Source organism: Pseudoxanthomonas mexicana (assembly GCF_046736355.1).
Lineage (GTDB): Bacteria > Pseudomonadota > Gammaproteobacteria > Xanthomonadales > Xanthomonadaceae > Pseudoxanthomonas_A > Pseudoxanthomonas_A mexicana_B.
In genome coordinates this window covers 34875-55754 of sequence record NZ_CP157201.1, presented here as the reverse complement: position 1 = coordinate 55754, position 20880 = coordinate 34875, and the positions used below count along the sequence as shown (strand labels likewise).

17 protein-coding genes are annotated in these 20880 nt (G+C 72.1%); 11 read left to right on the top strand and 6 right to left on the bottom strand.

The window, feature by feature from the left end; genetic code table 11:
* The first annotated feature begins 75 nt into the window (after nucleotides 1-75).
* The gene (locus tag AAG688_RS00250) at nucleotides 76-1857 is read left to right on the top strand and encodes a DUF885 domain-containing protein (protein ID WP_411835043.1); all 1782 of its coding nucleotides are present in this window, start codon (nucleotides 76-78) and stop codon (nucleotides 1855-1857) included.
* Nucleotides 1857-2351: a YybH family protein gene (locus AAG688_RS00245; RefSeq protein WP_411833370.1), complete on the top strand. Its 495-nt coding sequence runs from the start codon at nucleotides 1857-1859 to the stop codon at nucleotides 2349-2351. The genes AAG688_RS00250 and AAG688_RS00245 overlap by 1 nt, the downstream gene beginning before the upstream one ends.
* A 37-nt stretch (nucleotides 2352-2388) precedes the next feature.
* On the opposite strand, the gene AAG688_RS00240 is transcribed toward AAG688_RS00245, so the two are convergent.
* Nucleotides 2389-3465: an alpha/beta fold hydrolase gene (locus tag AAG688_RS00240; protein ID WP_411833369.1), complete on the bottom strand. Its 1077-nt coding sequence runs from the start codon at nucleotides 3463-3465 to the stop codon at nucleotides 2389-2391.
* A gap of 428 nt (nucleotides 3466-3893) precedes the next feature.
* Between AAG688_RS00240 and AAG688_RS00235 the strand changes: the two genes are divergently transcribed.
* The 3 genes from AAG688_RS00235 to AAG688_RS00225 all read left to right on the top strand — a co-directional run bounded on the left by AAG688_RS00235 (nucleotide 3894) and on the right by AAG688_RS00225 (nucleotide 11014).
* A complete protein-coding gene (locus AAG688_RS00235; protein ID WP_411833368.1) occupies nucleotides 3894-6851 on the top strand; it encodes a TonB-dependent receptor domain-containing protein in 2958 nt (985 codons plus the stop codon).
* Nucleotides 6852-7004: 153 nt separating this feature from the next.
* Nucleotides 7005-8624 (top strand): amidohydrolase family protein, encoded by a 1620-nt coding sequence (locus tag AAG688_RS00230; RefSeq protein WP_411833367.1) that lies wholly within the window; start codon nucleotides 7005-7007, stop codon nucleotides 8622-8624.
* Nucleotides 8621-11014 carry a beta-L-arabinofuranosidase domain-containing protein gene (locus tag AAG688_RS00225; protein ID WP_411833366.1) on the top strand — a complete coding sequence of 798 codons (2394 nt, stop codon included), beginning with the start codon at nucleotides 8621-8623 and terminating at the stop codon, nucleotides 11012-11014. The genes AAG688_RS00230 and AAG688_RS00225 overlap by 4 nt, the downstream gene beginning before the upstream one ends.
* Before the next feature lie 99 nt (nucleotides 11015-11113).
* Here AAG688_RS00225 and AAG688_RS00220 read toward each other — a convergent pair whose 3' ends face one another.
* The 3 genes from AAG688_RS00220 to AAG688_RS00210 all read right to left on the bottom strand — a co-directional run bounded on the left by AAG688_RS00220 (nucleotide 11114) and on the right by AAG688_RS00210 (nucleotide 13469).
* Nucleotides 11114-11794 (bottom strand): hypothetical protein, encoded by a 681-nt coding sequence (locus AAG688_RS00220; RefSeq protein WP_411833365.1) that lies wholly within the window; start codon nucleotides 11792-11794, stop codon nucleotides 11114-11116.
* A gap of 154 nt (nucleotides 11795-11948) precedes the next feature.
* Entirely contained in the window at nucleotides 11949-12218 is a 270-nt protein-coding gene (locus AAG688_RS00215) for a hypothetical protein (RefSeq protein ID WP_411833364.1), read from the bottom strand.
* 228 nt (nucleotides 12219-12446) lie between these two features.
* Nucleotides 12447-13469 carry an Ldh family oxidoreductase gene (locus AAG688_RS00210; RefSeq protein ID WP_411833363.1) on the bottom strand — a complete coding sequence of 341 codons (1023 nt, stop codon included), beginning with the start codon at nucleotides 13467-13469 and terminating at the stop codon, nucleotides 12447-12449.
* Between the two features lie 235 nt (nucleotides 13470-13704).
* On the opposite strand from AAG688_RS00210, the gene ubiA reads away from it, so the two are divergent.
* Entirely contained in the window at nucleotides 13705-14610 is a 906-nt protein-coding gene (ubiA, locus tag AAG688_RS00205; protein WP_411833362.1) for a 4-hydroxybenzoate octaprenyltransferase, read from the top strand.
* Between the two features lie 108 nt (nucleotides 14611-14718).
* Here the strand turns inward: ubiA and AAG688_RS00200 are convergent, their stop codons facing one another.
* Nucleotides 14719-15423 (bottom strand): ComF family protein, encoded by a 705-nt coding sequence (locus AAG688_RS00200; protein WP_411833361.1) that lies wholly within the window; start codon nucleotides 15421-15423, stop codon nucleotides 14719-14721.
* Nucleotides 15424-15484: 61 nt separating this feature from the next.
* Here AAG688_RS00200 and bioB point away from each other — a divergent pair, with 61 nt between their 5' ends.
* The 5 genes from bioB to bioC all read left to right on the top strand — a co-directional run bounded on the left by bioB (nucleotide 15485) and on the right by bioC (nucleotide 20280).
* Nucleotides 15485-16555, top strand: coding sequence for a biotin synthase BioB (bioB, locus tag AAG688_RS00195; protein WP_411833360.1), 1071 nt, complete (start codon nucleotides 15485-15487; stop codon nucleotides 16553-16555).
* 125 nt (nucleotides 16556-16680) lie between these two features.
* Nucleotides 16681-17880, top strand: coding sequence for an 8-amino-7-oxononanoate synthase (gene bioF, locus AAG688_RS00190; protein ID WP_411833359.1), 1200 nt, complete (start codon nucleotides 16681-16683; stop codon nucleotides 17878-17880).
* The gene (locus AAG688_RS00185) at nucleotides 17877-18266 is read left to right on the top strand and encodes a hypothetical protein (protein ID WP_411833358.1); all 390 of its coding nucleotides are present in this window, start codon (nucleotides 17877-17879) and stop codon (nucleotides 18264-18266) included. Before bioF ends, AAG688_RS00185 begins: the two co-directional genes overlap by 4 nt.
* Nucleotides 18267-18524: 258 nt before the next feature.
* A complete protein-coding gene (gene bioH, locus AAG688_RS00180; RefSeq protein WP_411833357.1) occupies nucleotides 18525-19307 on the top strand; it encodes a pimeloyl-ACP methyl ester esterase BioH in 783 nt (260 codons plus the stop codon).
* Between the two features lie 88 nt (nucleotides 19308-19395).
* Complete coding sequence (gene bioC, locus AAG688_RS00175; protein WP_411833356.1) at nucleotides 19396-20280, top strand: malonyl-ACP O-methyltransferase BioC; 885 nt, start codon at nucleotides 19396-19398, stop codon at nucleotides 20278-20280.
* 158 nt (nucleotides 20281-20438) lie between these two features.
* On the opposite strand, the gene AAG688_RS00170 is transcribed toward bioC, so the two are convergent.
* On the bottom strand, nucleotides 20439-20876 hold the full coding sequence (locus AAG688_RS00170; protein WP_411833355.1) for an energy transducer TonB: 438 nt from the start codon (nucleotides 20874-20876) through the stop codon (nucleotides 20439-20441).
* Nucleotides 20877-20880 lie beyond the last annotated feature (4 nt).

The window sequence follows — 20880 nt, the reverse complement described above, 5'->3', positions numbered from 1 at the left end:
CGCGCCTTCCGCCCGGTGCAACCCGACACTCACCGCAGGAGGGATCACATGCACGCCGCGAGCCGCAACCGACCGATCGTGAAGAGCCTGGCAATGGCAATGACGCTGGCGCTGGGCGCCGCCGCCGCGCCGGCAATGGCCTGGCAGGAGGCCGCCGCGCCGCAGGGCATCGCCGCGCCGGCCAACGCCGCCGAGGCCCGCCTGCGCGAGCTGTACACCGCCGAGTGGACGTGGCGGCAGAACGAGTTCGCGCGCGAGAAGATCGACGGCCGCTGGCAGCCTGCCGCGCGCCTGCCGGCGGTCACCGCCGCCGACTGGGCGCGCCGCGCCGACTACTGGAAGCAGACGCTGGCCAGGCTGGACGCGATCCCGGCCCAGGATTTCACCCGCGAGGAGCAGATCAACGCGGCGGTGTTCCGCACCGCGGTGACCGCGCTCCACAACAACGCGGTCTGGCGCACCTACGAGGCGCCGTTCAACAGCGACACCTTCTTCTGGGGCGGCCTGAACCCGCGCCAGCCGTACCAGAGCGAGGCCGAATGGCGGCATTTCATCGGCCGCATCCGCGACATCCCGCGCTACTTCGACGAGAACATCGCCAACATGGAGGCCGGGCTGGCACGCGGCTGGAGCGTGCCGCGCTCCTCGGTCGAGGGCCGCGACAAGACCATCGAGCCCTACACCCTGGCCGGCGAGGGCAACCCGCTGCTGGACACCTTCGCGCGGGTACCGGCCTCGATCCCGGAGCCGGCGCGCTCGCAACTGGTCGAGGAGGGGCGCAGGGCGGTGCTCGAACAGGCGGTGCCGGCCTACCGCAAGCTGCTGGCCTTCATGCGCGGGCAGTACCTGCCGCGCGCGCGCGCCAGCACCGCCGCCAGCGACCTGCCGGAAGGGCGCGCCTTCTACAAGACCCAGATAGAGGAATTCGTCACCCGCGACATGACCGCCCGCGAGATCCACGAGATCGGCCTGGCCGAGGTGGAGCGCATCTCGCAGGAGATGCGCCAGGTGATGAAGCGGGCCGGGTTCGAGGGCAGCTTCGAGGAGTTCCTGGCCTTCCTGCGCACCGACCCGCGCTTTTACGCCAGGACCCCGGCCGAACTGCTGCACTACACCGCCTGGATCGCCAAGAAGGTGGACGGCGAGCTCAAGCACGTGGTCGGCACGCTGCCGCGCTACCGCTTCACCATCCTGCCGGTGCCCGACGACATCGCGCCGATCTACACCTCCGGCCGCGGCGGCCTGGACTCGTGCCTGTTCAACACCTACGACCTGCCGTCGCGGCCGCTGTACAACCTGCCGGCGCTGGTGGTGCACGAGTGCGCGCCGGGGCACAGCTTCCAGGCGGCGCTGGCGCTGGAGGCGCCGGCGCGCCCGGACTTCCGCCAGCAGACCTACTTCTCCGGCTACGGCGAGGGCTGGGGGCTGTACACCGAATGGCTGGGCACGCTGATGGGCATCTACGAGACGCCCTACGACGACTTCGGCCGCCTCACCTTCGAGATGTGGCGCGCCGCGCGCCTGGTCATCGACACCGGCCTGCACGAGTACGGCTGGACGCGCCAGCAGGCGATCGACTACCTCGCCCGCCACACCGCGCTGGCCCACCAGGACATCGTCAACGAGGTGGATCGCTACATCGCCTGGCCGGGCCAGGCGCTGTCCTACTACATCGGCTACCGGACCCTGCGGCAGCTGCGCGCCGAGGCCGAGCGCGAGCTGGGCGCCGGCTTCGACCAGCGCGGCTTCCACGACACCGTCCTCAACCTCGGCTCGGTCCCGCTGCCGGTGCTGGAACAGGAGGTGCGCGCCTACATCGCCGCGCAGAAGGCGGCCGGGACGCGGGGCAGGCGCTGATGCGCGCCACGCTGCTGGGCGCGGCGCTGTTGCTGCCGGCGCTGGCCGCGGCAGGCGCGGCGCCGGCGCAGTGGCCGCAGGAGGAGCGCGCCATCGGCGCGGTGGTGGCCGGCATGCAGGCGGCATGGAACCGCGGCGACTTCCGCGGCTACATGGAAGGATTCCTGAACCCCGGCGTGGTGTTCGTCTCGCGCGGACGCTTCCAGCGCGACTGGCAGGGCACGCTGGACCACTACCTGGCCGACTACGGCGGCGCCCCCGGGCGCCGCGGCACGCTGTGCTTCTACGACATCCGCATCGAGCCGCTGGCGGACGACGCGGCGCAGCTGGTCAGCCGCTACCACCTGGCCCGCGACGGCGACCCGCAGTACGGCATCAACACGCGGCTGATGCGCAAGGTGGGTGGGCGCTGGGTGATCGCGCTGAACCACGTGTCCTCGGCGCCCACGCCCGACCCGGCCGACGCCGCGCTGGAAAGCGGCTGCCGGCCCTGAGCGCGCGCCGGCACCGGCACGCCCGCCGCGGTGCCAGTCACCGGCTGCGTTCCAGCAGATCCACCAGCGCCTGCTTCCAGAACGCGGCCGAGGTGTGGGTGCCGTGGCCGCGGGTCTGCGCCGAGGCCGGCACCAGCACGTGGCGGGTGGTCCTCATGCGCGGGCGCAGCCGTTCGGCGATGCCCAGCTCCGGCGGATTGATGAAGTCGTCGGCGAAGTTCACCCAGGTCACCGGATCGACGATCCGCTCCAGCCGGGGAGAAGGGTCGTAGTTGCGCGAGGCGTCGAGCTGGTACAGCCAGTCGTTGGCGTCGCGCGCGCCGATGTCGGCGGCGAAGCGCTCCTCCCACCAGGCGTCGGCGGCGTCGCGGCCGGGATGGGTGGCATGCAGGTTCAGCGGCGCGATCCCCACCAGCACCGACAGCGTGGAGGCGGTGCGCAGGCCGAGCCGCGGTTGCTCGGCGTAGTGCCCGCCCTGCCACGCCGGGTCGCTGCGGATCGCGTCCATCGCCGCCTTGCGCCAGACCCGGTTGCGGCCGCCGATCTCCACCGGCTGGCAGGCCAGCGGCATCAGCGCCCGGGCGAACCCGGGATGGTGGATGCCCCAGTCGAAGATGTGCATGCAGCCCATCGAGGTGCCCAGGATCAGGCGCAGCCGGTCGATGCCCAGCGCCTCGGTCAGCAGCCGGTGCTGGATCGCGATCATGTCGGCGTAGTCGTAGCGCGGGAACGCCGTGCGCAGGCCGTCGCTGGGCTTGGACGAGCCGCCGTGGCCGATGTTGTCGGGCATCACGATGAACCAGCGCGCCGCGTCGAGCGGCTGGCCCGGCCCGAACAGCTCGTCGGCGAAGCGCGGCTGCAGGAACTGCGCGCCGCTGCCGCCGGTGCCGTGCAGCAGCATCACCGCGTTGTCGATGCGCCCGTGCGCGTCGCGCCGCGGCTGGCCCAGCGTGCGGTAGTGGATGCGGACCCGGTCGAGCGTGGCCCCGTCGGCGAAACGGACCTGCTCCAGGACCGCGTCCGCCTCGCGGACCTGGTGCGCGGGGCCGGCGTGGGCGGGGGCGGAAAAAGCCAGGGCCAGCAGCAGGCCGGCCAGGACGGTGCGTGGATGCATGCGCGGACTCCCTCGTTCCGTTGGAAATGGATTGTGCCGATTTCTGCCTGATTTGCGGAGAATGCATCCGCCTTCCCGGGTTTCCCGGCGGCGGCCTCCCCGCATCGCCGAGAGTGCCTGCTTTCGCAGGATGACGCAAAGAAAACCTGCATTTCATTGATGTGGCCGGCGTCGCCCGCACGCTCGCCGCCGTGCTCCGGAATGCTGTGCCGCACCATCGATTGTGCGGAATGCCGCATTCACTATCGGCAATCGACACAAGACCGTCGCCGGTGCGCGCCGTGAGACTGCGGTCATGGAAGTGTCAGCTGTCGGCAGGTTTCGAGGCCAAGGGACTGGTTGACCCGGAACGAGCGGCGGTTCGAACACCGACATGCCCACCCGGCCATCCGGCGGGTGCCGTCCATCCATATCTCGGGGGAGATGCCATGACTGCCATACCCGCACCCGCCTGCACCGGCCGCAGCCGCAAGCACGCCGGATCGTTCCGCGCCCCGCCGCCGCGCCTGCGCGCGTTGTCCGCGGGGCTGGCCATCGCGCTGGCCGCCATCGCCGCGCCGCCGGCCATCGCCCAGGACGCCGGTCGCGGCGACCCGGTCAGCCTCGACACGGTCACCGTCACCGGCTCGCGGCTGATGCGCAAGGACCTCAGCGCGCCCAGCCCGACCACCGTGGTCAGCCGCGAGGAGATCGCCATGTCGGGCAGCGCCACCGTCGAGACGGTGCTCAACGAGTTCCCGCAGCTGGCCGCGGGCAACACCTCCAGCGTGAACAACGGCGGCGGCTCGGGCGTGCTGACCGCCAACCTGCGCGGCCTCGGCGCCACCCGCACGCTGACCCTGGTCAACGGCCGCCGCTTCATGCCGGCCAACTCCGATGGCGTGGTCGACCTGGCGAGCATTCCCGACGCGCTGATCGAGAACGTGGAGATCATGACCGGCGGCGCCTCGGCCGTGTACGGCTCCGACGCCATCGCCGGCGCGGTCAACTTCATCCTGCGCAAGGACTTCCAGGGGCTGGAGGCGACCTACACCCACGGCCAGACCGCGGAGAGCGACGGCGACTACGACAAGCTCGACCTGACCCTCGGCGGCAACTTCGCCGACGATCGCGGCAACGCGGTGCTGTCGATCAGCCGCACCGAGCGCGACGCGGTGCTGCAGGCCTGGCGCCCGTTCTCGCAGGTGCCGCTGGACACCGTGGCCGGCCAGCTGGTGCCCGGCGGCTCCGGCTCGATTCCCGGCACCCGCATCGGCCTGAGCGGCGGGCAGCTGGCCTCGCTGGTCGGCGTGAACCTGGCCCCGGCCGGCGACTGCAGCGCGATCACCGGCATCCGTTTCGGCGACGGCGGCGTGCCGCTGCCTTACTGCAGCCCGCAGGATGCCTACAACTACGCCGACCTGAACTACCTGCAGCGCCCGCTGGAGCGCACCCAGGTGACCGCGCTGGCGCACTTCGCGCTGACCGACGCGGTGTCGGCCTACGGCGAGGCGTACTACTCCAACAGCCGCAACGAGTACCAGCAGGCACCGGACTCGTTCACCCCGGTGACGCCGGGGGCGCCGTCCTCGACCCTGCTGGTGCCCAACTACACGACCAACCCGGTGCTGCTGCCGGCGGTGCGCCGGTTCTTCGCCGACAACGCCCACATCTTCGACCCGGACGGCGACGGCGTGGCCGCGATCGTCGGCTCCGGCCGCCGCGCCGACGAGCTGGGCCCGCGCTTCTACACCTACGAGCGCGTCAGCTACAACCTGGTCGGCGGCCTGCGCGGCGAGTTCGAGGCCGGCGGCGGCCACTGGTGGCGCTGGGACGCCTTCATGCAGGAGCAGCGCACCCGCACCGACACGGTCAACAACAACCAGATCAACCAGGCCCGCCTGTCGCAGGCGCTGAACGCCACGGTCGACGGCAACGGCAACCTGGCCTGCGTCAACCCGGCCAGCGGCTGCGTGCCGGCCAGCATCTTCGGCCTGGGCTCGATCGACGCGGCGGCGGCGGCCTTCCTCACCCCGCAGCGCGCCAGCTACGAGATCTTCGACCGCACCGTCGCCGGCGCCACCATCAGCGGCACCATGTTCGACCTGCCGGCCGGCTCGGTCTCGCTGGCCTTCGGCACCGAATACCGCCGCGACGAGTACCGCTTCCAGCCCAGCCCGATGGACGTGTCCGGCGACTACGGCGCGGTGTCGCAGTCGCCGATGGCCGGCCGCTACAGCGTCAAGGAGGTGTTCGCCGAGTTCCGCGTGCCCCTGCTCAGCGGCGTGCGCCTGGTCCGGGACCTGGCGATCGAGGGCGCGGCGCGCTACTCGGACTACTCCACCATCGGCGGCGTCAACACCTGGAAGCTGGGCGCCGAGTGGGTGCCGACCGACTGGCTGCGGCTGCGCAGCGCCTACAACGTGGCCATCCGCGCGCCGAGCCTGAACGAGCTGTACGCACCGCAGGCGCGCGGCTTCACCGCCGGCGTGGACCCGTGCACCGCCGCGGCCCGGCCGACCCAGGCCCAGCAGCAGCTGTGCATCCAGCAGGGCGTGCCGGCGGCGGACCTGCCCAACTTCACCCAGGGCTCGGTCGGCTTCGAACGCACCACCGGCGGCAACCCGGGACTGAGCGAGGAACAGTCCAAGACCTTCACCGTCGGCGCGGTGTTCTCGATCCCGGCGGTGGAAGGGCTGAACTTCGCGGTCGACTACTTCGAGGTCGAGATCGAGGATGCGATCACCAGCATCACCGCCAACCAGATGCTCAGCGACTGCTTCACCCGCCTGGATCCGGCCGCGCCGAGCTGCCGGGCCATCGTGCGCCTGCCCAACGGCCAGATCGACGACGTCCGCTCGATCCTGCAGAACATCGGCCTGCTCAAGGCCAGCGGCCTGGACTTCCAGGCCGACTACCGCTTCGCCGTGCCGGGCCTGGGCGGCAACGACGGCCGCCTGTCGCTGACCCTGCTGACCAGCTGGCTGTTCGAGCGCTCGATGCAGGTCATCGCCGACCAGGGCGAGCTGGACTGCGCCGGCGCGATGGGCGGCGGCTGCGGCGGCGGCACCGGCAACATCATGATCCCGGACCTGAAGGTCAACCTGTCGGCCGGCTACCAGAGCGGCCCGCTGTCGCTGCGCTTGCAGGGGCGCATGATCAACGACTTCCAGCTGCGCCCGGGCATCACCGCGGCGGTGCAGGAGTCGCCGCGGGTCTGGTACTTCGACGCCAACGCCAGCTACGACTTCGGCGAGCGCGTGCAGATATTCGGCGGCGTGGACAACCTGTTCGACCGCGATCCGCCGATCCTGGGCACCGCGCTGGCCGGCGACGCGAACACCGACGTGGGCGTGTACGACGTGCTCGGCCGGCGCTACTTCCTCGGCGTGCGCGTCAAGTTCTGATCCGGCCGCGGGCCGTCGCGCACGGTCCGCCGGCTGCCCGCGCAGGAACCGCCGCCACGCCTCTCTCCCGGGCCTCGCCTCCGCCGGACGCGCGGACGGCGGCGCCACGTGGCGGTGGTTCCCCTTTATCTTCCGATGCTTCGAGAGGTGGCCATGCCCAAGTCCCGTCCGTTCCTCGGCGCCGCGCTGGCCGCGGCGCTGGCCTGCGCGTCCGCCGGCGCCTTCGCCCAGGCCGCCGGCGCCGCGCCGGAGATTCCGCCGCGCGACGCCGGCCACGGCCCCTACGCGCGGCTGGTGATCCGCAACGTCTCGGTCATCGACGGCACCGGCGCGCCGATGCAGGGCCCCTTCGACGTGGTGATCGAGCGCGACCGGATCGCCGAGATCCGCCCGATCGGCGCACCCGGGGCGATCGTCGCCGGCAAGCGCGCCGCGCCCGGCGAGCGCGAGATCGACGCCACCGGCTTCACCCTGATGCCGGGCTTCGTCGACACCCACGTGCACCTGCACACGCTGCAGGACGAGCAGGGCGTGCCGCCGGAGTACGTGCTCAAGCTGTGGATGGCGCACGGCGTGACCAGCGTGCGCGAGCTCGGCAGCGGGCGGCCGATCGAGTGGCTGGCCGAGGTCAAGCGGCGCAGCGAGCGCAACGAGATCGTCGCCCCGCGCATCGACATCTACCCGTTCTTCAACGACATCCAGCCGGGCATCCACGACCCCGGGACCGCGCGCGAGGCGGTGCGCAACGCGCGCCGGCGCGGCGCCGACGGGATCAAGTTCATCGGCTCCATCCCTGAGGACGTGCTGTACGCGGCGCTGGACGAGGCCGAGGCGATCGGCATGCGCACCACCATGCACCACGCCCAGCAGCTGGTGTCCTACGCCAACGTGCTGCAGACCGCCGCGCACGGGCTCGACTCGATGGAGCACTGGTACGGCCTGCCGGAGGCGATGTTCACCGATCGCAGGCTGCAGCGCTGGCCCAACGACTTCAACAACACCGACGAGCAGATGCGCTTCGCCGAGGCCGGGCGGCTGTGGGCGCAGGCGGCCGAGCCCGGCTCGGCGCGCTGGAACGCGGTGATGGAGGCGCTGCTGGAGCGCGGCTTCGGGCTGAGCCCCACCTTCACCGCCTACCTGGCCAGCCGCGACCTGATGCGCATGACCAACGCCACCTGGCACGCCGAGTACACGATGCCGGCGCTGTGGGAATTCTATCGCCCCAGCCGGCACCACCACGGCTCGTACTGGTTCGACTGGACCACCGAGCAGGAGATGGACTGGAAGCACAACTACGGCCTGTGGATGCGCTTCGTCAACGAGTACAAGAACCGCGGCGGGCTGGTCGGCGTGGGCAGCGACTGCGGCTACATCTACAACCTGTACGGCTTCGGCTACGTGCAGGAGATGGAACTGCTGCGCGAGGCCGGCTTCAGCCCGCTGGAGGTGATCCACGCGGCCACCGGCATGGGCGCCAGGATCATCGGCCGCGCCGACACGGCGGGCAGCGTGCGGGTCGGGCGCAAGGCCGACCTGGTGTTGATCCGCGGCAACCCGCTGGCCAACCTCAAGCTGCTGTTCGGCACCGGCACCATCCGCCTGGACGATGCCACCGGCCGGGTCGAGCGGGTCGGCGGCGTGGACTACACGATCAAGGACGGCATCGTCTACGACGCGGCGGCGCTGCGCGAGGACGTGCGGCGGATGGTGCGCGAGGCCAAGGCCGCGCGCGGGCTGGCCGACGGGCCGATGCCGCTGGCCGGCGGCCAGTGAGCCGGGCGCGCCGCCGCGGCGCCGGCAGCGGCGACGCCACCGATGCCGGCCGCAGGCGCCTGCTGGCCGCAGGTGCGGCGGCCGCCGCGGCCGGCTGGGCGGGCCTGTCCTGGCCTTCGCCGGCGCTCGCCGCCATGCGCCCGGCGCGGATCGCGCCGGCGGCCGCGGGCAGCGTGCGCCTGCAGCCGTCGCTGTTCGCCGACGCGGTGGCGGCCACGCGCGGCTACCTGCTGCGGCTGGACCCCGGCCGCCTGCTGCACAACTTCCACGCCCAGGCCGGGCTGCCCCCCAAGGGACCGGCCTACGGTGGCTGGGAGGGCGACACCATCGCCGGGCACACCCTCGGCCACTACCTGAGCGCGCTGGCGCTGATGCACGCCGGCAACGGCGACGCCGAATGCCGGGCGCGCGCGGACGCCATCGTCGACGAACTGCACGCCTGCCAGCGCGCCGGCGGCGACGGCTACGTGGCCGGCTTCACCCGCCGGCGCGACGACGGCACCCTCGACGGCGGCCGCGCCGTCCTCGACGAGATCGCGCGCGGCCACCTGGAGGTGCAGCCGTTCAGGCTCAACGGCAGCTGGGCGCCGTTCTACACCTGGCACAAGCTGTTCGCCGGCCTGCTCGACGCCCACCGTCATTGCGGCAACGGGCAGGCGCTGGCGGTCGCGGTCGACCTGGCCGATTACCTGGAGCGCAAGCTGGCGCCGCTGGACCACGCGCAGATGCAGCGGCTGCTGGAATGCGAGTTCGGCGGCATGCCCGAGAGCCTGGCCGAGCTGGGCGCGCGCACCGGCCAGGCGCGCTGGATCGCGCTGGCGCGGCGCTTCCGCCACGAGGCGGTGCTGGCGCCGCTGTCCGCCGGCGAGGACCGCCTGCAGCACCTGCACGCCAACACCCAGATCCCCAAGCTGCTGGGCGAGGCGCGGCTGTACGAGATCGAGGGCCGCCGCGAGCAGGCCGCCGCCGCGCTGTTCTTCTGGGAGCGCGTGACCGGCCACCACAGCTACGCGATCGGCGGCAACTCCGATCGCGAGTATTTCCAGGCGCCGGACACGCTGTCCAGGTACGTCACCGAGCAGACCTGCGAGCACTGCAACACGCTCAACATGCTGCGCCTGAGCCGCCGCCTGCACGGCTGGCACGGCGATTCGCGCTACTTCGACTACTACGAGCGCGCGCTCTACAACCACGTCCTGTCGCAGCAGCATCCCGACGGCGGCCGCTACACCTACATGACCCCGATGCAGACCGGCGAGGCGCGCCGCTATTCGCAGCCGGAGGGCGAGTTCTGGTGCTGCGTGGGCACCGGCATGGAGAGCCATGCGCAGTTCTCCGACGCGATCTTCGGCCACGAGGACGCCGACCTGCTGGTCAACCTCTACATCCCCTGCCGCTACGACGACCCGGTGCGCGGCCTGGCGCTGCGCATGGCGTCCTCGCTGCCCGCGGCCGGGCGCGCGGAGATCACCCTCGACCGGGCCGGTGCCGGCGCGTTGCGGACGCTGCGGTTGCGCGTGCCGGACTGGGCCGCGCAGATGCGGATCGCGCTCAATGGCCGCGTGCTGGAGGCCCGCCACGCCGGCGGCTACGCCCTGCTCGACCACGCCTGGCGCGCCGGCGACCGGGTGGAGATCGAATGGGCCATGCCGATCCAGGTCGAGCCGTGCGCGGACGATCCCACCCTGGTCTCGTTGCGCAGGGGCCCGTGCGTGCTCGCCGCCGACCTGGGCCCGGCCGATGCGCCTTGGGACGGCGTCGAGCCCTGGCTGCCGGCGGGCATCGAGGCCGCGTTGGCGCCGGCGCAGGACGGCCGGCTGGCCGTCGCCCTGCCCACCCACCCGCACGGGCTGGCGTTCGCGCCGTTCCATGCGCTGCACGACCGGCGCCACGCGGTCTACTTCCGCCGCTTCGATGCGCAACAGCGCGCACGCTGGGAGGCGGCGCAGGCGCAGGCGGACGCGCGCGACGCGGCGCTGCAGCACCGCAGCCTGGATCGCGTCGTGCTGGGCGAGGAAGCCAGCGAGCGCGCGCATGCGCTGGCGATCCACGGCAGCTCGTATGCGGTCGTCTACCGGCGCGTGCACGGGCGCGACGCACGCAGCGGCGGCGCGTTCGAATTCACCCTGCGCGCCGATCGCCCCGCCGCCGCGCTGCGGCTGCGCTACTGGGGCCGGGAGCACCGCCGCCGCTTCACCCTCTCGGCCAACGGCACGGCCATCGCGCACGAGACGCTGGACGGCGAGCGCGGCGACGACTTCGTCACCGTGGACTACCCGCTGCCCGAAGCGCTGCGCCCGCCGCCGCGCGAGGGTTGGCGGTTCCGCATCGAGCCGGACGCCGGCTATTCGGCCGGCCCGGTGTTCGGAGCCTGGCTGCTCGGCGGCTGAGCCGCTTCGACTTGAATCAAAGGTCAGGCCTGTTCACTGGGCAAACAGGGGGGAGCAATGCCGGGGAGACGGGGGGCTGGGTCAAGGACCGCGCGCCCTTCACTGGCGGGCAGGCCGTGCGCGTTTCCCATTGTTGCCTTGCGCAGCCGCGCGGCTTTGCACGAACTCCGGGAACGCCTCCGCCAACGGCACCGTTTCCGGCAGGATGTAGAACACCCCGCCCCGCTCGAACGTGGGACGCATGATCCGCTCGTAGAACCCGGGCGAGACGTTGATGCAGCCATGCGTGATGCGATTGTCTTCGGGCGAAGGCGATGCAAGACGTTCTGCACGTCTCTCGGCCGGGACGCCGGTAGCGGTAGGGTGGATGGAGACCGCCGAATCATGGTCCACCCACAGCACGCGCCCGGCGTCGATGGACGGGCCGAAGCCGCCCACGAAGCGACCCGCAGGCGTTGTGCGATCCCGTCCCGGAATCTCGCGAAGCGCGAGACCGGCGATGCCGGGGGCCGTGTGATCGCCGATCGCCGAGCCGAAGAGCCCGGGTGCCGCGCCCCGGAGCCGGCCGTCGCCACCGAACACCAGGATCTGTGCAGAGGCCTTGTCCATGATCGCGAAGGGATAGCCTTGGCTGTCCCGGGTCGCGACGATCCAGCCCGCGAGCTCAATCACCGTGCCGGCCACTTCCTGGCTTCGCGGAAGCTCGTCGACGCCGGTTGCAGCTTGCGCGGTGGCATTCTCGGCGCTGGCCGCCGTGAAGCTCGCGAACGCCAGCGCCAAGACCAGCGCGCCACAAGCGGCCCGGATCGCAGGGTGTGTGCACGTACGGATGGGGCGGTTCCTCGGAAAGACTGGATCAAGAAAGGAGACCGGTGGCCAGCAAGGGCCACCGGGTCTCGGGTTCACACTGGTTCGTCGCAAATCGTGCGAGCGATCAGCCGCGCGGCACGCGGCGCGGCGCCGCTTCGAGCTGGCGGACGCGGCCTTCTATCTGATCCAGCCGCTGGTTGGCCTGCTGTGCGGATTGGTTGGCGGATTCGGCGCTCTGGGCCGCGCCCTGCACCCTGGTGTCGAGTTGATCGAGGCGCGAGTTGATCCCTGCAAACTCATCGTCATAGGTGGCGCAGGCGCCAAGGCTCAGGGCAGCCACGATCGCCACGCCGAGCGTACGCGCCATCACCAGATGTTGTTTAGTCATGAACATTCCAATCCTCCTTCGCTGGGGTATCGAAATATAGCGGCCTTTCTGACGAAGCTACGACCCGCCTTTACCTGGCGTTGGAATACGTGGATGAATTGTGAAGGCGTGCACGTCAGTGAGGTGCAGTCCCTGCGGAATTCGCAGCCTTGCGTTCGGCAGGCTGGAGCAGCCGCGCGAGTCCGCGTGCTTCGGTCCGTGGATCGCGATGATTGCGCGCGTGGAAGCGCCCGCTCATTCCAGCAGCGCGAGCAGCTCAACGTGCAGTTGCGCCGGGATGCGCACGCCTTCGGCCAGGCTGCGCCGCCGCGCCTCGTAGCGGCGCTGCGAGGGCAGGCGCGCGCCGCTGTCGCCGAAGCGATCGAGGAAGGCCTCGGCGCGGAGCAGGTGCGCCGGTGCGTCGTCGCCAAGGAAGCGTCGCGGATCCAGCGCCAGGATCAGCTCGCCGTGGCGGGGCGAGGCGCCCGCGCCGGCGTCGTGGTGCAGCGATTCCAGGCTGGTCAGGTCGCCGATCAGCGGGCCGGCGATCAGCTCGATCATCGTCGACAGGGCCGAGCCCTTGTGCCCGCCGAAGGCCAGCATCGCGCCGCCGTCCAGCACCGCCTGCGGGTCGGTGGTCGCGTGGCCGCCGGCGTCGATGCCCCAGCCCTCCGGGATCGCCTCGCCGGCGCGGCGGCGAAGCTCGATCTCCCCGCGCGCCGCGGCGCTGGTGGCGAAGTCGAACACATAGGGCCGCCCGCCGGGGCGCGGCCAGCCGAAGGCCAGCGGATTGGTGCCCAGCAGCGGCACCCGTCCACCCGCCGGCGCCACCCAGGCGTGGCTGGGGTTGCACGCCAGCGCGACCAGGCCGGCGTCGGTCAGGCGCTCGATCTCCGGCCACAGCGCCGAGAAGTGCACGCAGTGGTTGATCGCCATCGCGGCGATGCCGCCGGCGCGCGCCTTTTCGATCAGGTGCGGCAGCCCTGCCTCGAAGGCCAGCAGCGAGAAGCCGCCGCCGGCGTCGACGCGCACGATCGCCGGCGCCTGGTCGTGCACGACCGGCACGGCGTCGCCGCACACCTTGCCCGCGCGCAGCGAATGCACGCAGACCAGGGTGCGGTACAGCCCGTGCGCGGGGCAGCCGTCGCGCTCGCCGGCGACCATCGTCTCGGTGAGCGCGCGCACGTGGCCCTCGCCGAAGCCGGCGCGGCGGAGGATGCCGGCGACCAGCGCCGCGGCGTCGGCAAGGGATAGCGAAACCGTCGATGTCCTCGCCACGGCGATGCCCTGCAACTCGGATCCAGCGCCGGACTATACGGACCAGCCGCAACCGGCGGCGGCCCGCCGCGGCTTTGTGCCCGATTGGCGCAAGCCGGCGCGGCAGGCGGCACAAACCGCCGCCACGCGTTCCTTGCGGCAGGGCCGCGGCGCACGCGGATGCGCGGCAGCTGGCAGACGGCAAGCAGCAGCCAACCGCCGCGCCGGCCACGCCCGGCCTGCTAACCTGATCCGCATGGGCTACGAACGCGACTACCCGCCCGCCGTGCCGCGCTGGCGCGAGCGGCTGGGGCAATACTGGAAGCTGATCCGCGGCGATCGGCCGATCGGCATACTGCTGCTGCTGTGGCCGACCTGGTGGGCGTTGTGGCTGGCCGCGGAAGGCACGCCGCCGGGATGGACGCTGTTCGTGTTCACCGCCGGCGTGTGGCTGACGCGCTCGGCCGGCTGCGTGATCAACGACTACGCCGACCGCTGGCTGGACCCGCAGGTCGAGCGCACGCGCGGGCGGCCGCTGGCCACCGGCGCGGTGTCCGGGCGCGAGGCGCTGGCGGTGTTCGCGGTGCTGATGCTGGCCGCGTTCGCGCTGGTGCTCACGCTCAACCGGTTGACCGTGTGGCTGAGCTTCGCCGGGCTGTTCCTGGCCGCCAGCTATCCCTACCTCAAGCGCCATACCTACCTGCCGCAGGTATACCTGGGGCTGGCGTTCGGCTGGGGCATCCCGATGGCGTTCGCGGCGGTGCAGGGCACGGTGCCGGTGCTGGCCTGGGTGCTGTACTTCGCCAACCTCCTGTGGGCCACCGCCTACGACACCTGGTACGCGATGGTCGATCGCGACGACGACATCCGCGCCGGCTCCAAATCCACCGCGATCCTGTTCGGCGACATGGACCTGCCCATCCAGGGCGTGCTGTACGCGCTGACGCTGTGCGCGCTGGCGCTGGTCGGCCGCCAGGCCGGGCTGGGCGCGTACTACTGGGCCGGGCTGGGCGTGGCCGCGCTGCTGGCGGCGTGGGAGTTCCGCATGGCGCGCCGGCGCGACAAGGCCGGCTGCTTCCGCGCGTTCCTGCACAACAACTGGATCGGCATGGTGGTGTTCGCCGGCATCGCGCTGGATCTGGCGCTGCGCAACGGCGGATGAATCCGCGCCGCAGGATGTGCTGGGTTTGGCATGTGGGAGCGACGTCAGTCGCGACGGATATCGGCCGCATCGCGGCGCATCGGCGAAATTGAGAGCGAGCACCGGCCGCTACGGCGCGCGCGCGCAGACCCAGGCCTCGACCCGGGCCACGCCGGCCCGGCGCAACGCGCGCGCGGCGGCATGCAGGGTGGCGCCGGTGGTCATCACGTCGTCGACCAGCGCCACGTGCGCGGGCAGGGGACCGGAACCGGCGGCGAACGCACCGCGCAGGTTGCGCCGGCGCGCGCCGGCATCCAGTTCGGACTGCGGCGCGGTGTCGCGCACCCGCCGCAGGCCGTCGGCCAGCAGCGGTATCCGCAGTTGCCGGGCCAGCGGCCGCGCCAGTTCCAGCGCCTGGTCGTAGCCGCGGCCGCGCAGGCGGGCCGGATGCAGCGGCACCGGGACCAGCGCCTGCGGCCGCGGGGCCGCGGGCAGCGCATCGGCCATCAGCCGCGCCAGCAGGCGGCCGGCGGCCAGGTCGCCGTGGAACTTGAAGCGCGGCACCAGCCGATCCAGCGGGAAACCGTAGACCAGCGCCGCGTGCACGCCGTCCAGCGGCGGTGGACGCCGCAGGCAGGCGCCGCACAACTCGGCCGAGATCGGCAGCGGCACCCCGCAGCGCGCGCAGGCGCAGCGGTTCCAGGGCAGTGAGTCCGCGCAGTTGCCACATAAATCGTGGCCGTTGTCGCCACGTTCGCCGCAGACCAGGCAACGGGAGGGCAGCAGCCACAGGCGCACGGCCTGTCGCCACCTGTCGACTTTTGACGCATCCATGCGGTTGACAGCCTTCTGCCGGGTTTCCAGACTTGCCCGACTTTAACTCCGAGGCGCACCGATGTCCGACCCCGCCGTTCCTGCCGCCGCGTCCCTGCGCCATGACTGGCGGCGGGAGGAACTGCTGGCGCTGTTCGAGCTGCCGCTGCCCGAACTGCTGTTCCGCGCCGCGGCCGTGCACCGGCAGCATTTCGACCCGGCGCAGGTGCAGGTGTCCACGCTGCTGTCGGTCAAGACCGGCGGCTGCCCGGAGGACTGCGCCTACTGCCCGCAGGCGCAGCGGTACGACACCGGCGTGGCCGCGCAGAAGCTGATGGACACCGGCGCGGTGGTCGAGAAAGCCCGCCAGGCCAAGGCCGCCGGCGCCTCGCGCTTCTGCATGGGCGCGGCCTGGCGCTCGCCCAAGGACCGCGACATCCCCAAGGTCGCGGTGATGATCGCCGAGGTCAAGGCGCTGGGCCTGGAGACCTGCGCCACCCTGGGCATGCTCAGCGGCGCGCACGCGCAGGCGCTCAAGGACGCCGGGCTGGACTACTACAACCACAACCTCGACACCGCGCCGGACTACTACGACTCGATCATCCACACCCGCCAGTACCAGGACCGGCTGGACACGCTGGAACACGTGCGCGAGGCGGGCCTGAAGACCTGCTGCGGCGGCATCGTCGGCATGGGCGAGACCCGCGAGCACCGCGCCGGCCTGCTGCTGGCGCTGGCCAACCTGCCGGCGCACCCGGACTCGGTGCCGATCAACCGGCTGGTGCAGGTGGCCGGCACGCCGCTGCACGGCAGCGCCGAGCTGGATCCGTTCGAGTTCGTGCGCATGATCGCGGTGGCCCGCATCGCCATGCCGCGCTCGATGGTGCGGCTGTCGGCCGGGCGCGAGGCGATGAGCGACGAGTTGCAGGCGATGTGCTTCCTGGCCGGGGCCAATTCCATCTTTTACGGCGAGAAGCTGCTGACCACCGGCAACCCGGACACCGAGCGCGACCTGGCCCTGTTCGCCCGGCTGGGCCTGCGGCCGATGGTGGAGGCGGAGAACGGGCACGACGGTCACAGAAACGCCCCCGGCGCAGGCGGTACCGTGCATGCCGACATCACCGAACCGGCCCGCTGCGGGCAGGCGGCGTAGTCGAGGGGCGTGCCAGGGGGCTTGAGCGGCAGATCCGGATGCCTGCGCGGCGCGCGGGTGTCCGCATTCGCGTCTACGCTAGCTGCACTGCAGCCCTCAGCGTCCCTCCGCATCCAGGCAGCCCGATGACCCGCCCCGATCTCCACGAACGCATCAAGGCCGCGCGCGCCGAGCGCGTCGCGCAGGGGCGCACCCGCGCCCGCCGCACCGTGACCCGCCGCGACGGCGTGCGCGTGGAGGTCGACGGCCGCTGGCTGACCGAGTTCGCCAGCAACGACTACCTGGGCCTGGCGCAGCAGTTCGAGGTCGGCGCGACCCTGCAGGACGGCGCCGCGCGCGACGGCTTCGGCGCCGGTGCCTCGCACCTGATCACCGGCCACCACGCCGCCCACGACGGGCTGGAGCGCGACATCGCCGAGTGGCTGGGCTACCCGCGCGCGCTGCTGTTCGGCAGCGGTTTCCTGGCCAACCTCGCCGTGCAGCAGGCGCTGCTGGAGGACGGCGACGTCTGCGTGCAGGACCGGCTCAACCACGCCAGCCTGCTCGACGCCACCCGCCTGGCCGGCGCCAAGCTGCGCCGCTACCCGCACCTGGATCCGGAAGGCGCGCTGCGCCAGCTCAAGGTCGCGCCGGAGGGCGCGGCGATGCTGGCCACCGACGGCGTCTTCAGCATGGACGGCGACGTCGCCCCGCTGCGCGCGCTGAGCCTGGTCGCGCGCATGCAGCAGGCGCTGTTCTACGTCGACGACGCGCACGGCATCGGCGTGCGCGGCCCGGAAGGGCGCGGCAGCGTCGCCGAGGCGCGCATGGGCCCGGCCGAAGTGCCGCTGCAGCTGCTGACCCTGGGCAAGGCGCTGGGCGGCTACGGCGCGGTGCTGGTCGGCACCGACGATCTGATCCAGCACCTGTCGGAAACCGCGCGCCCCTACATCTACACCACCGCGCTGCCACCGGCGCTGGCCGCGGCCACCCGCGTCGCCGTGCGCCATGCGCGCCGCGACCAGTGGCGGCGCGACAAGCTGCTCGGCCTGGTCGATCGCTTCCGCCTGCTGGCCCAGCGCCGCGGGCTGGAGCTGACCGCGTCCGAATCGCCGATCCAGCCTGTGCTGTGCGGCAGCGAGCGCAACGCGCTGGCGCTGTCGGCCGCATTGGAGAACGCCGGCCTGTGGGTGCCGGCGATCCGCCCGCCGACCGTGCCCGAGGGCAAGGCGCGCCTGCGCGTCACCCTGTCGGCGCTGCATTCGCTGCAGGACGTGGAGCGGCTGGTCGAGGCGCTGGGGCGCTCGTGGGAGGCGGTGCAGCGCATCCGCAGCGCGGTGGCGTGAGCTTCCCGCAGGCGGCGGAACTGCCGGCGCGGCGCGCGGTATGGCGCGCGCTTTCGGCCCTCTACCTGGACACCGACACCGACGCGTTCCTGCCGCACGTCGCCCAGGTGCTGGCCGCCTCGCCGTACGCCGAGGACCGGCTCTGGCGCATCCTGCGCGACGAGGTGCATCCGGTGCTGCACGCCAACCTGCTCGCCGTGGCCGGCGAATGGGCCGGTTTCGACGAGGACTGGCTGGCGGCGCGCATCCTGCGCCGGCTGGCGCGACCGCACTGGGCGCGGCCGTTCGGCTGCGTGCTGTGCGGCCATCCGCGCCGGCAGTGGCGCATCCTGCGGCCGTTGATCGCGCAGGCCAGGCAGGCCGCGCGCGATGATGCCGTGGGATGAGTCACGGTCGTGCAGGCCGGGATGGCGAAAGTGTCCTGAATTGAAACGAAAACGCTGCAGGAAACCCTTGAAAAGGAGCCGTCATCCCCCGCGTAGGCGGGGGACCCAGCGACTTCAAGCTGTCAAACCCAAAGGCACTGGATTCCCGCCCCCGCCTGCACGGGGACACAGACTCTGCGCAGGAATGACGTGCAAAAGCGGATTCGTCCGGAGGTTCCCTGGAAACTCCCGCCGCGCGCGATCGGCGACAATAGCCGCATGCATATCGAAGTCATAGGCAGCGGCGCGCCGCTGGTGCTGATCCACGGCTGGGCGCTGCATGGCGGGGTGTTCGCGCCGCTGGTGCAGCGGCTGGCCGACCGCCACCAGCTCCACCTGGTCGATCTGCCCGGCCACGGGCACAGCCGCGACAGCGCCACCCCGCTGCACCTGCAGGCAGTCGCCGCCGAGGTGCTGGCGCGCACGCCGCCGGCGCTGTGGCTGGGTTGGTCGCTGGGCGGGCTGTTCGCGCTGCATGCGGCGGCGAACTCGGCGCAGGTGCGCGGGCTGGCGATGGTGGCGGCGACGCCGCGCTTCGTGCGCGGCGAGGCATGGCCGCACGCGGTGGAACCGGCGGTGTTCGCGCAGTTCGGCGGCGAGCTGGGCCGCGACTACGCCGGCACGCTGGATCGCTTCCTCGCCCTGGACACGATCGGCTCCGAGCACGCGCGCAGCGAACTGCGCACGCTCAAGGACACCCTCTACGCGCGCGGCGAACCCGCCCCGCAGGCGCTCCAGGCCGGGCTGGCGCTGCTGGAGCAGAGCGACCTGCGCGCCGCCGCCGCCTCGCTGTCGCAACCCAGCCTGTGGATCTCCGGCCGCCGCGACCGGCTGGTGCCGGCCGCCGGCATGCGCCAGGCGGCGGCGCTGTCGCCGCTGGCGCGCGAGGTGGAGATCGCCGGCGGCGGCCACGCCCCGTTCCTCGGCCATGCCGACCAGGTGGCCGCCGAAATCGCCGGCTTCACCGAAAGCCTCCCACTCCAACCCTTGGGAGCGACGTGAGTCGCGACAGTCCACGGCAAAGCCCCGTCGCGACTCACGTCGCTCCCACTTGAAAACGCCGTTGCAGCGTCCGGAATCCCCACCCTCCATGCCCACGATCTTCGACACCCGCCACATCCGCCGCGCGTTCTCGCGCTCGGCCGGCAGCTACGACGCGGCGGCGGCGCTGCAGCACGAGGTCGAACGGCGCCTGCTCGAATCGCTGGATTACCTCGGCGATCGCGTGCCGCAGGTGGCGCTGGACGTCGGCTGCGGCCCGGCGCACGCGGCGGCGGCGATGCACAAGCGCTGGCCGAAGGCGCAGGTGATCGCGCTGGATCTGGCGCTGCCGATGTTGCGCGAGGCCAGGAAGCGGGCCGGCTGGTGGAAGCCGTTCGCGCGCGTGTGCGCCGACGCGCGCGCGCTGCCGCTGGCCGACGGCAGCGCCGACGTGCTGTTCACCAACCTGTGCCTGCAGTGGATCGAGGACCTGCCGGCGGCGTTCGCCGGCTTCCGCCGCGTGTTGCGGCCCGGCGGCCTGCTGCTGTGCTCGACGTTCGGCCCGGAGACGCTGCAGGAATTGCGCGAGGCGTTCGCCCGCGCCGACGGCGACGCCGCCCACGTCAGCCCGTTCGTGCCGATCGCGCAGTTCGGCGACGCGCTGATGCACGCCGGTTTCCGCGATCCGGTGCTGGATCGGGATCGCTTCACCCTGACTTATCCCGACCTGCCCGCGCTGATGCGCGAACTGCGCGCGATGGGTGCGACCAACGCCCTGCACGCACGCCGCCGCACGCTGACCGGCCGCCGCCGCTTCAGCGCCGCCGCCGCCGCCTACGACGACCTGCGCGACGGCGACGGCCGCCTGCCCAGCACCTGGGAAGTCATCTACGCGCACGCCTGGGCGCCGGCGCCAGGCGCGCCGATACGCGGCGAGGGCGAGGAGATCGCGGCGGTGCCGCTGTCGTCGATTCCGATCCGGCGGCGGCGTTAGCGCCTCTCGGTTCACGCGCTCCTTTCGTCGTCCCCGCGAAGGCGGGGACCCAGCGACTTCTCATCGGGAAGGCAGGGCAGCAAATTCTGGATTGAGCCGGAACGACGACGAACTACCGGATAAAAGTGGCGCGGAAGCGCGCTGGCCGAAGGCGATCGTCAGTCGAAGACGAATGGGAACGGTTGCCGGCTCTGCATCGGCACCGGCTTGCCGCGCAGCGTCGCCGGGGCGAATCGCCAGTGCTTCAGCGTCTGGATGGCGGCCTCGGCGAATTCGTCGGCGCTGGCCGATTCGACCCGGTAATCGCCGGTGCTGCCGTCGGCCTTGATCGTGAACACGATGGTCGCCTGGCCCTGCCTGCCCGCCTGCATCGCCGCGGGCGGGTAGCGCGGCGCATAGCCGACGATCAAGCGCGGCAGGGCGTCGCAACCGCCGTTGCCGCAGTAGTGGCGAAAGCCCTGGCGCTCGATCTCGCGGTTGTACGCGGCCGCGTCGATCGGCGCGCCATGGACGGTGGGGACGCCGGGCGACTGGTAGGGACGGCTCGCGCAGGCGCACAACGCCAGCAGCAGCGGCAGGACGATCAGCGTACGCATGGAT

Coding starts and splice junctions, on each gene's coding strand:
- AAG688_RS00245 (WP_411833370.1), top strand. CDS start 1,857: ATGCGCGCCACGCTGCTGGGCGCGGCGCTGTTGCTGCCGGCGCTGGCC.
- AAG688_RS00240 (WP_411833369.1), bottom strand. CDS start 3,465: ATGCATCCACGCACCGTCCTGGCCGGCCTGCTGCTGGCCCTGGCTTTT.
- AAG688_RS00235 (WP_411833368.1), top strand. CDS start 3,894: ATGACTGCCATACCCGCACCCGCCTGCACCGGCCGCAGCCGCAAGCAC.
- AAG688_RS00230 (WP_411833367.1), top strand. CDS start 7,005: ATGCCCAAGTCCCGTCCGTTCCTCGGCGCCGCGCTGGCCGCGGCGCTG.
- AAG688_RS00215 (WP_411833364.1), bottom strand. CDS start 12,218: ATGTTCATGACTAAACAACATCTGGTGATGGCGCGTACGCTCGGCGTG.
- ubiA (WP_411833362.1), top strand. CDS start 13,705: ATGGGCTACGAACGCGACTACCCGCCCGCCGTGCCGCGCTGGCGCGAG.
- AAG688_RS00200 (WP_411833361.1), bottom strand. CDS start 15,423: ATGGATGCGTCAAAAGTCGACAGGTGGCGACAGGCCGTGCGCCTGTGG.
- bioB (WP_411833360.1), top strand. CDS start 15,485: ATGTCCGACCCCGCCGTTCCTGCCGCCGCGTCCCTGCGCCATGACTGG.
- bioF (WP_411833359.1), top strand. CDS start 16,681: ATGACCCGCCCCGATCTCCACGAACGCATCAAGGCCGCGCGCGCCGAG.
- bioH (WP_411833357.1), top strand. CDS start 18,525: ATGCATATCGAAGTCATAGGCAGCGGCGCGCCGCTGGTGCTGATCCAC.
- bioC (WP_411833356.1), top strand. CDS start 19,396: ATGCCCACGATCTTCGACACCCGCCACATCCGCCGCGCGTTCTCGCGC.
- AAG688_RS00170 (WP_411833355.1), bottom strand. CDS start 20,876: ATGCGTACGCTGATCGTCCTGCCGCTGCTGCTGGCGTTGTGCGCCTGC.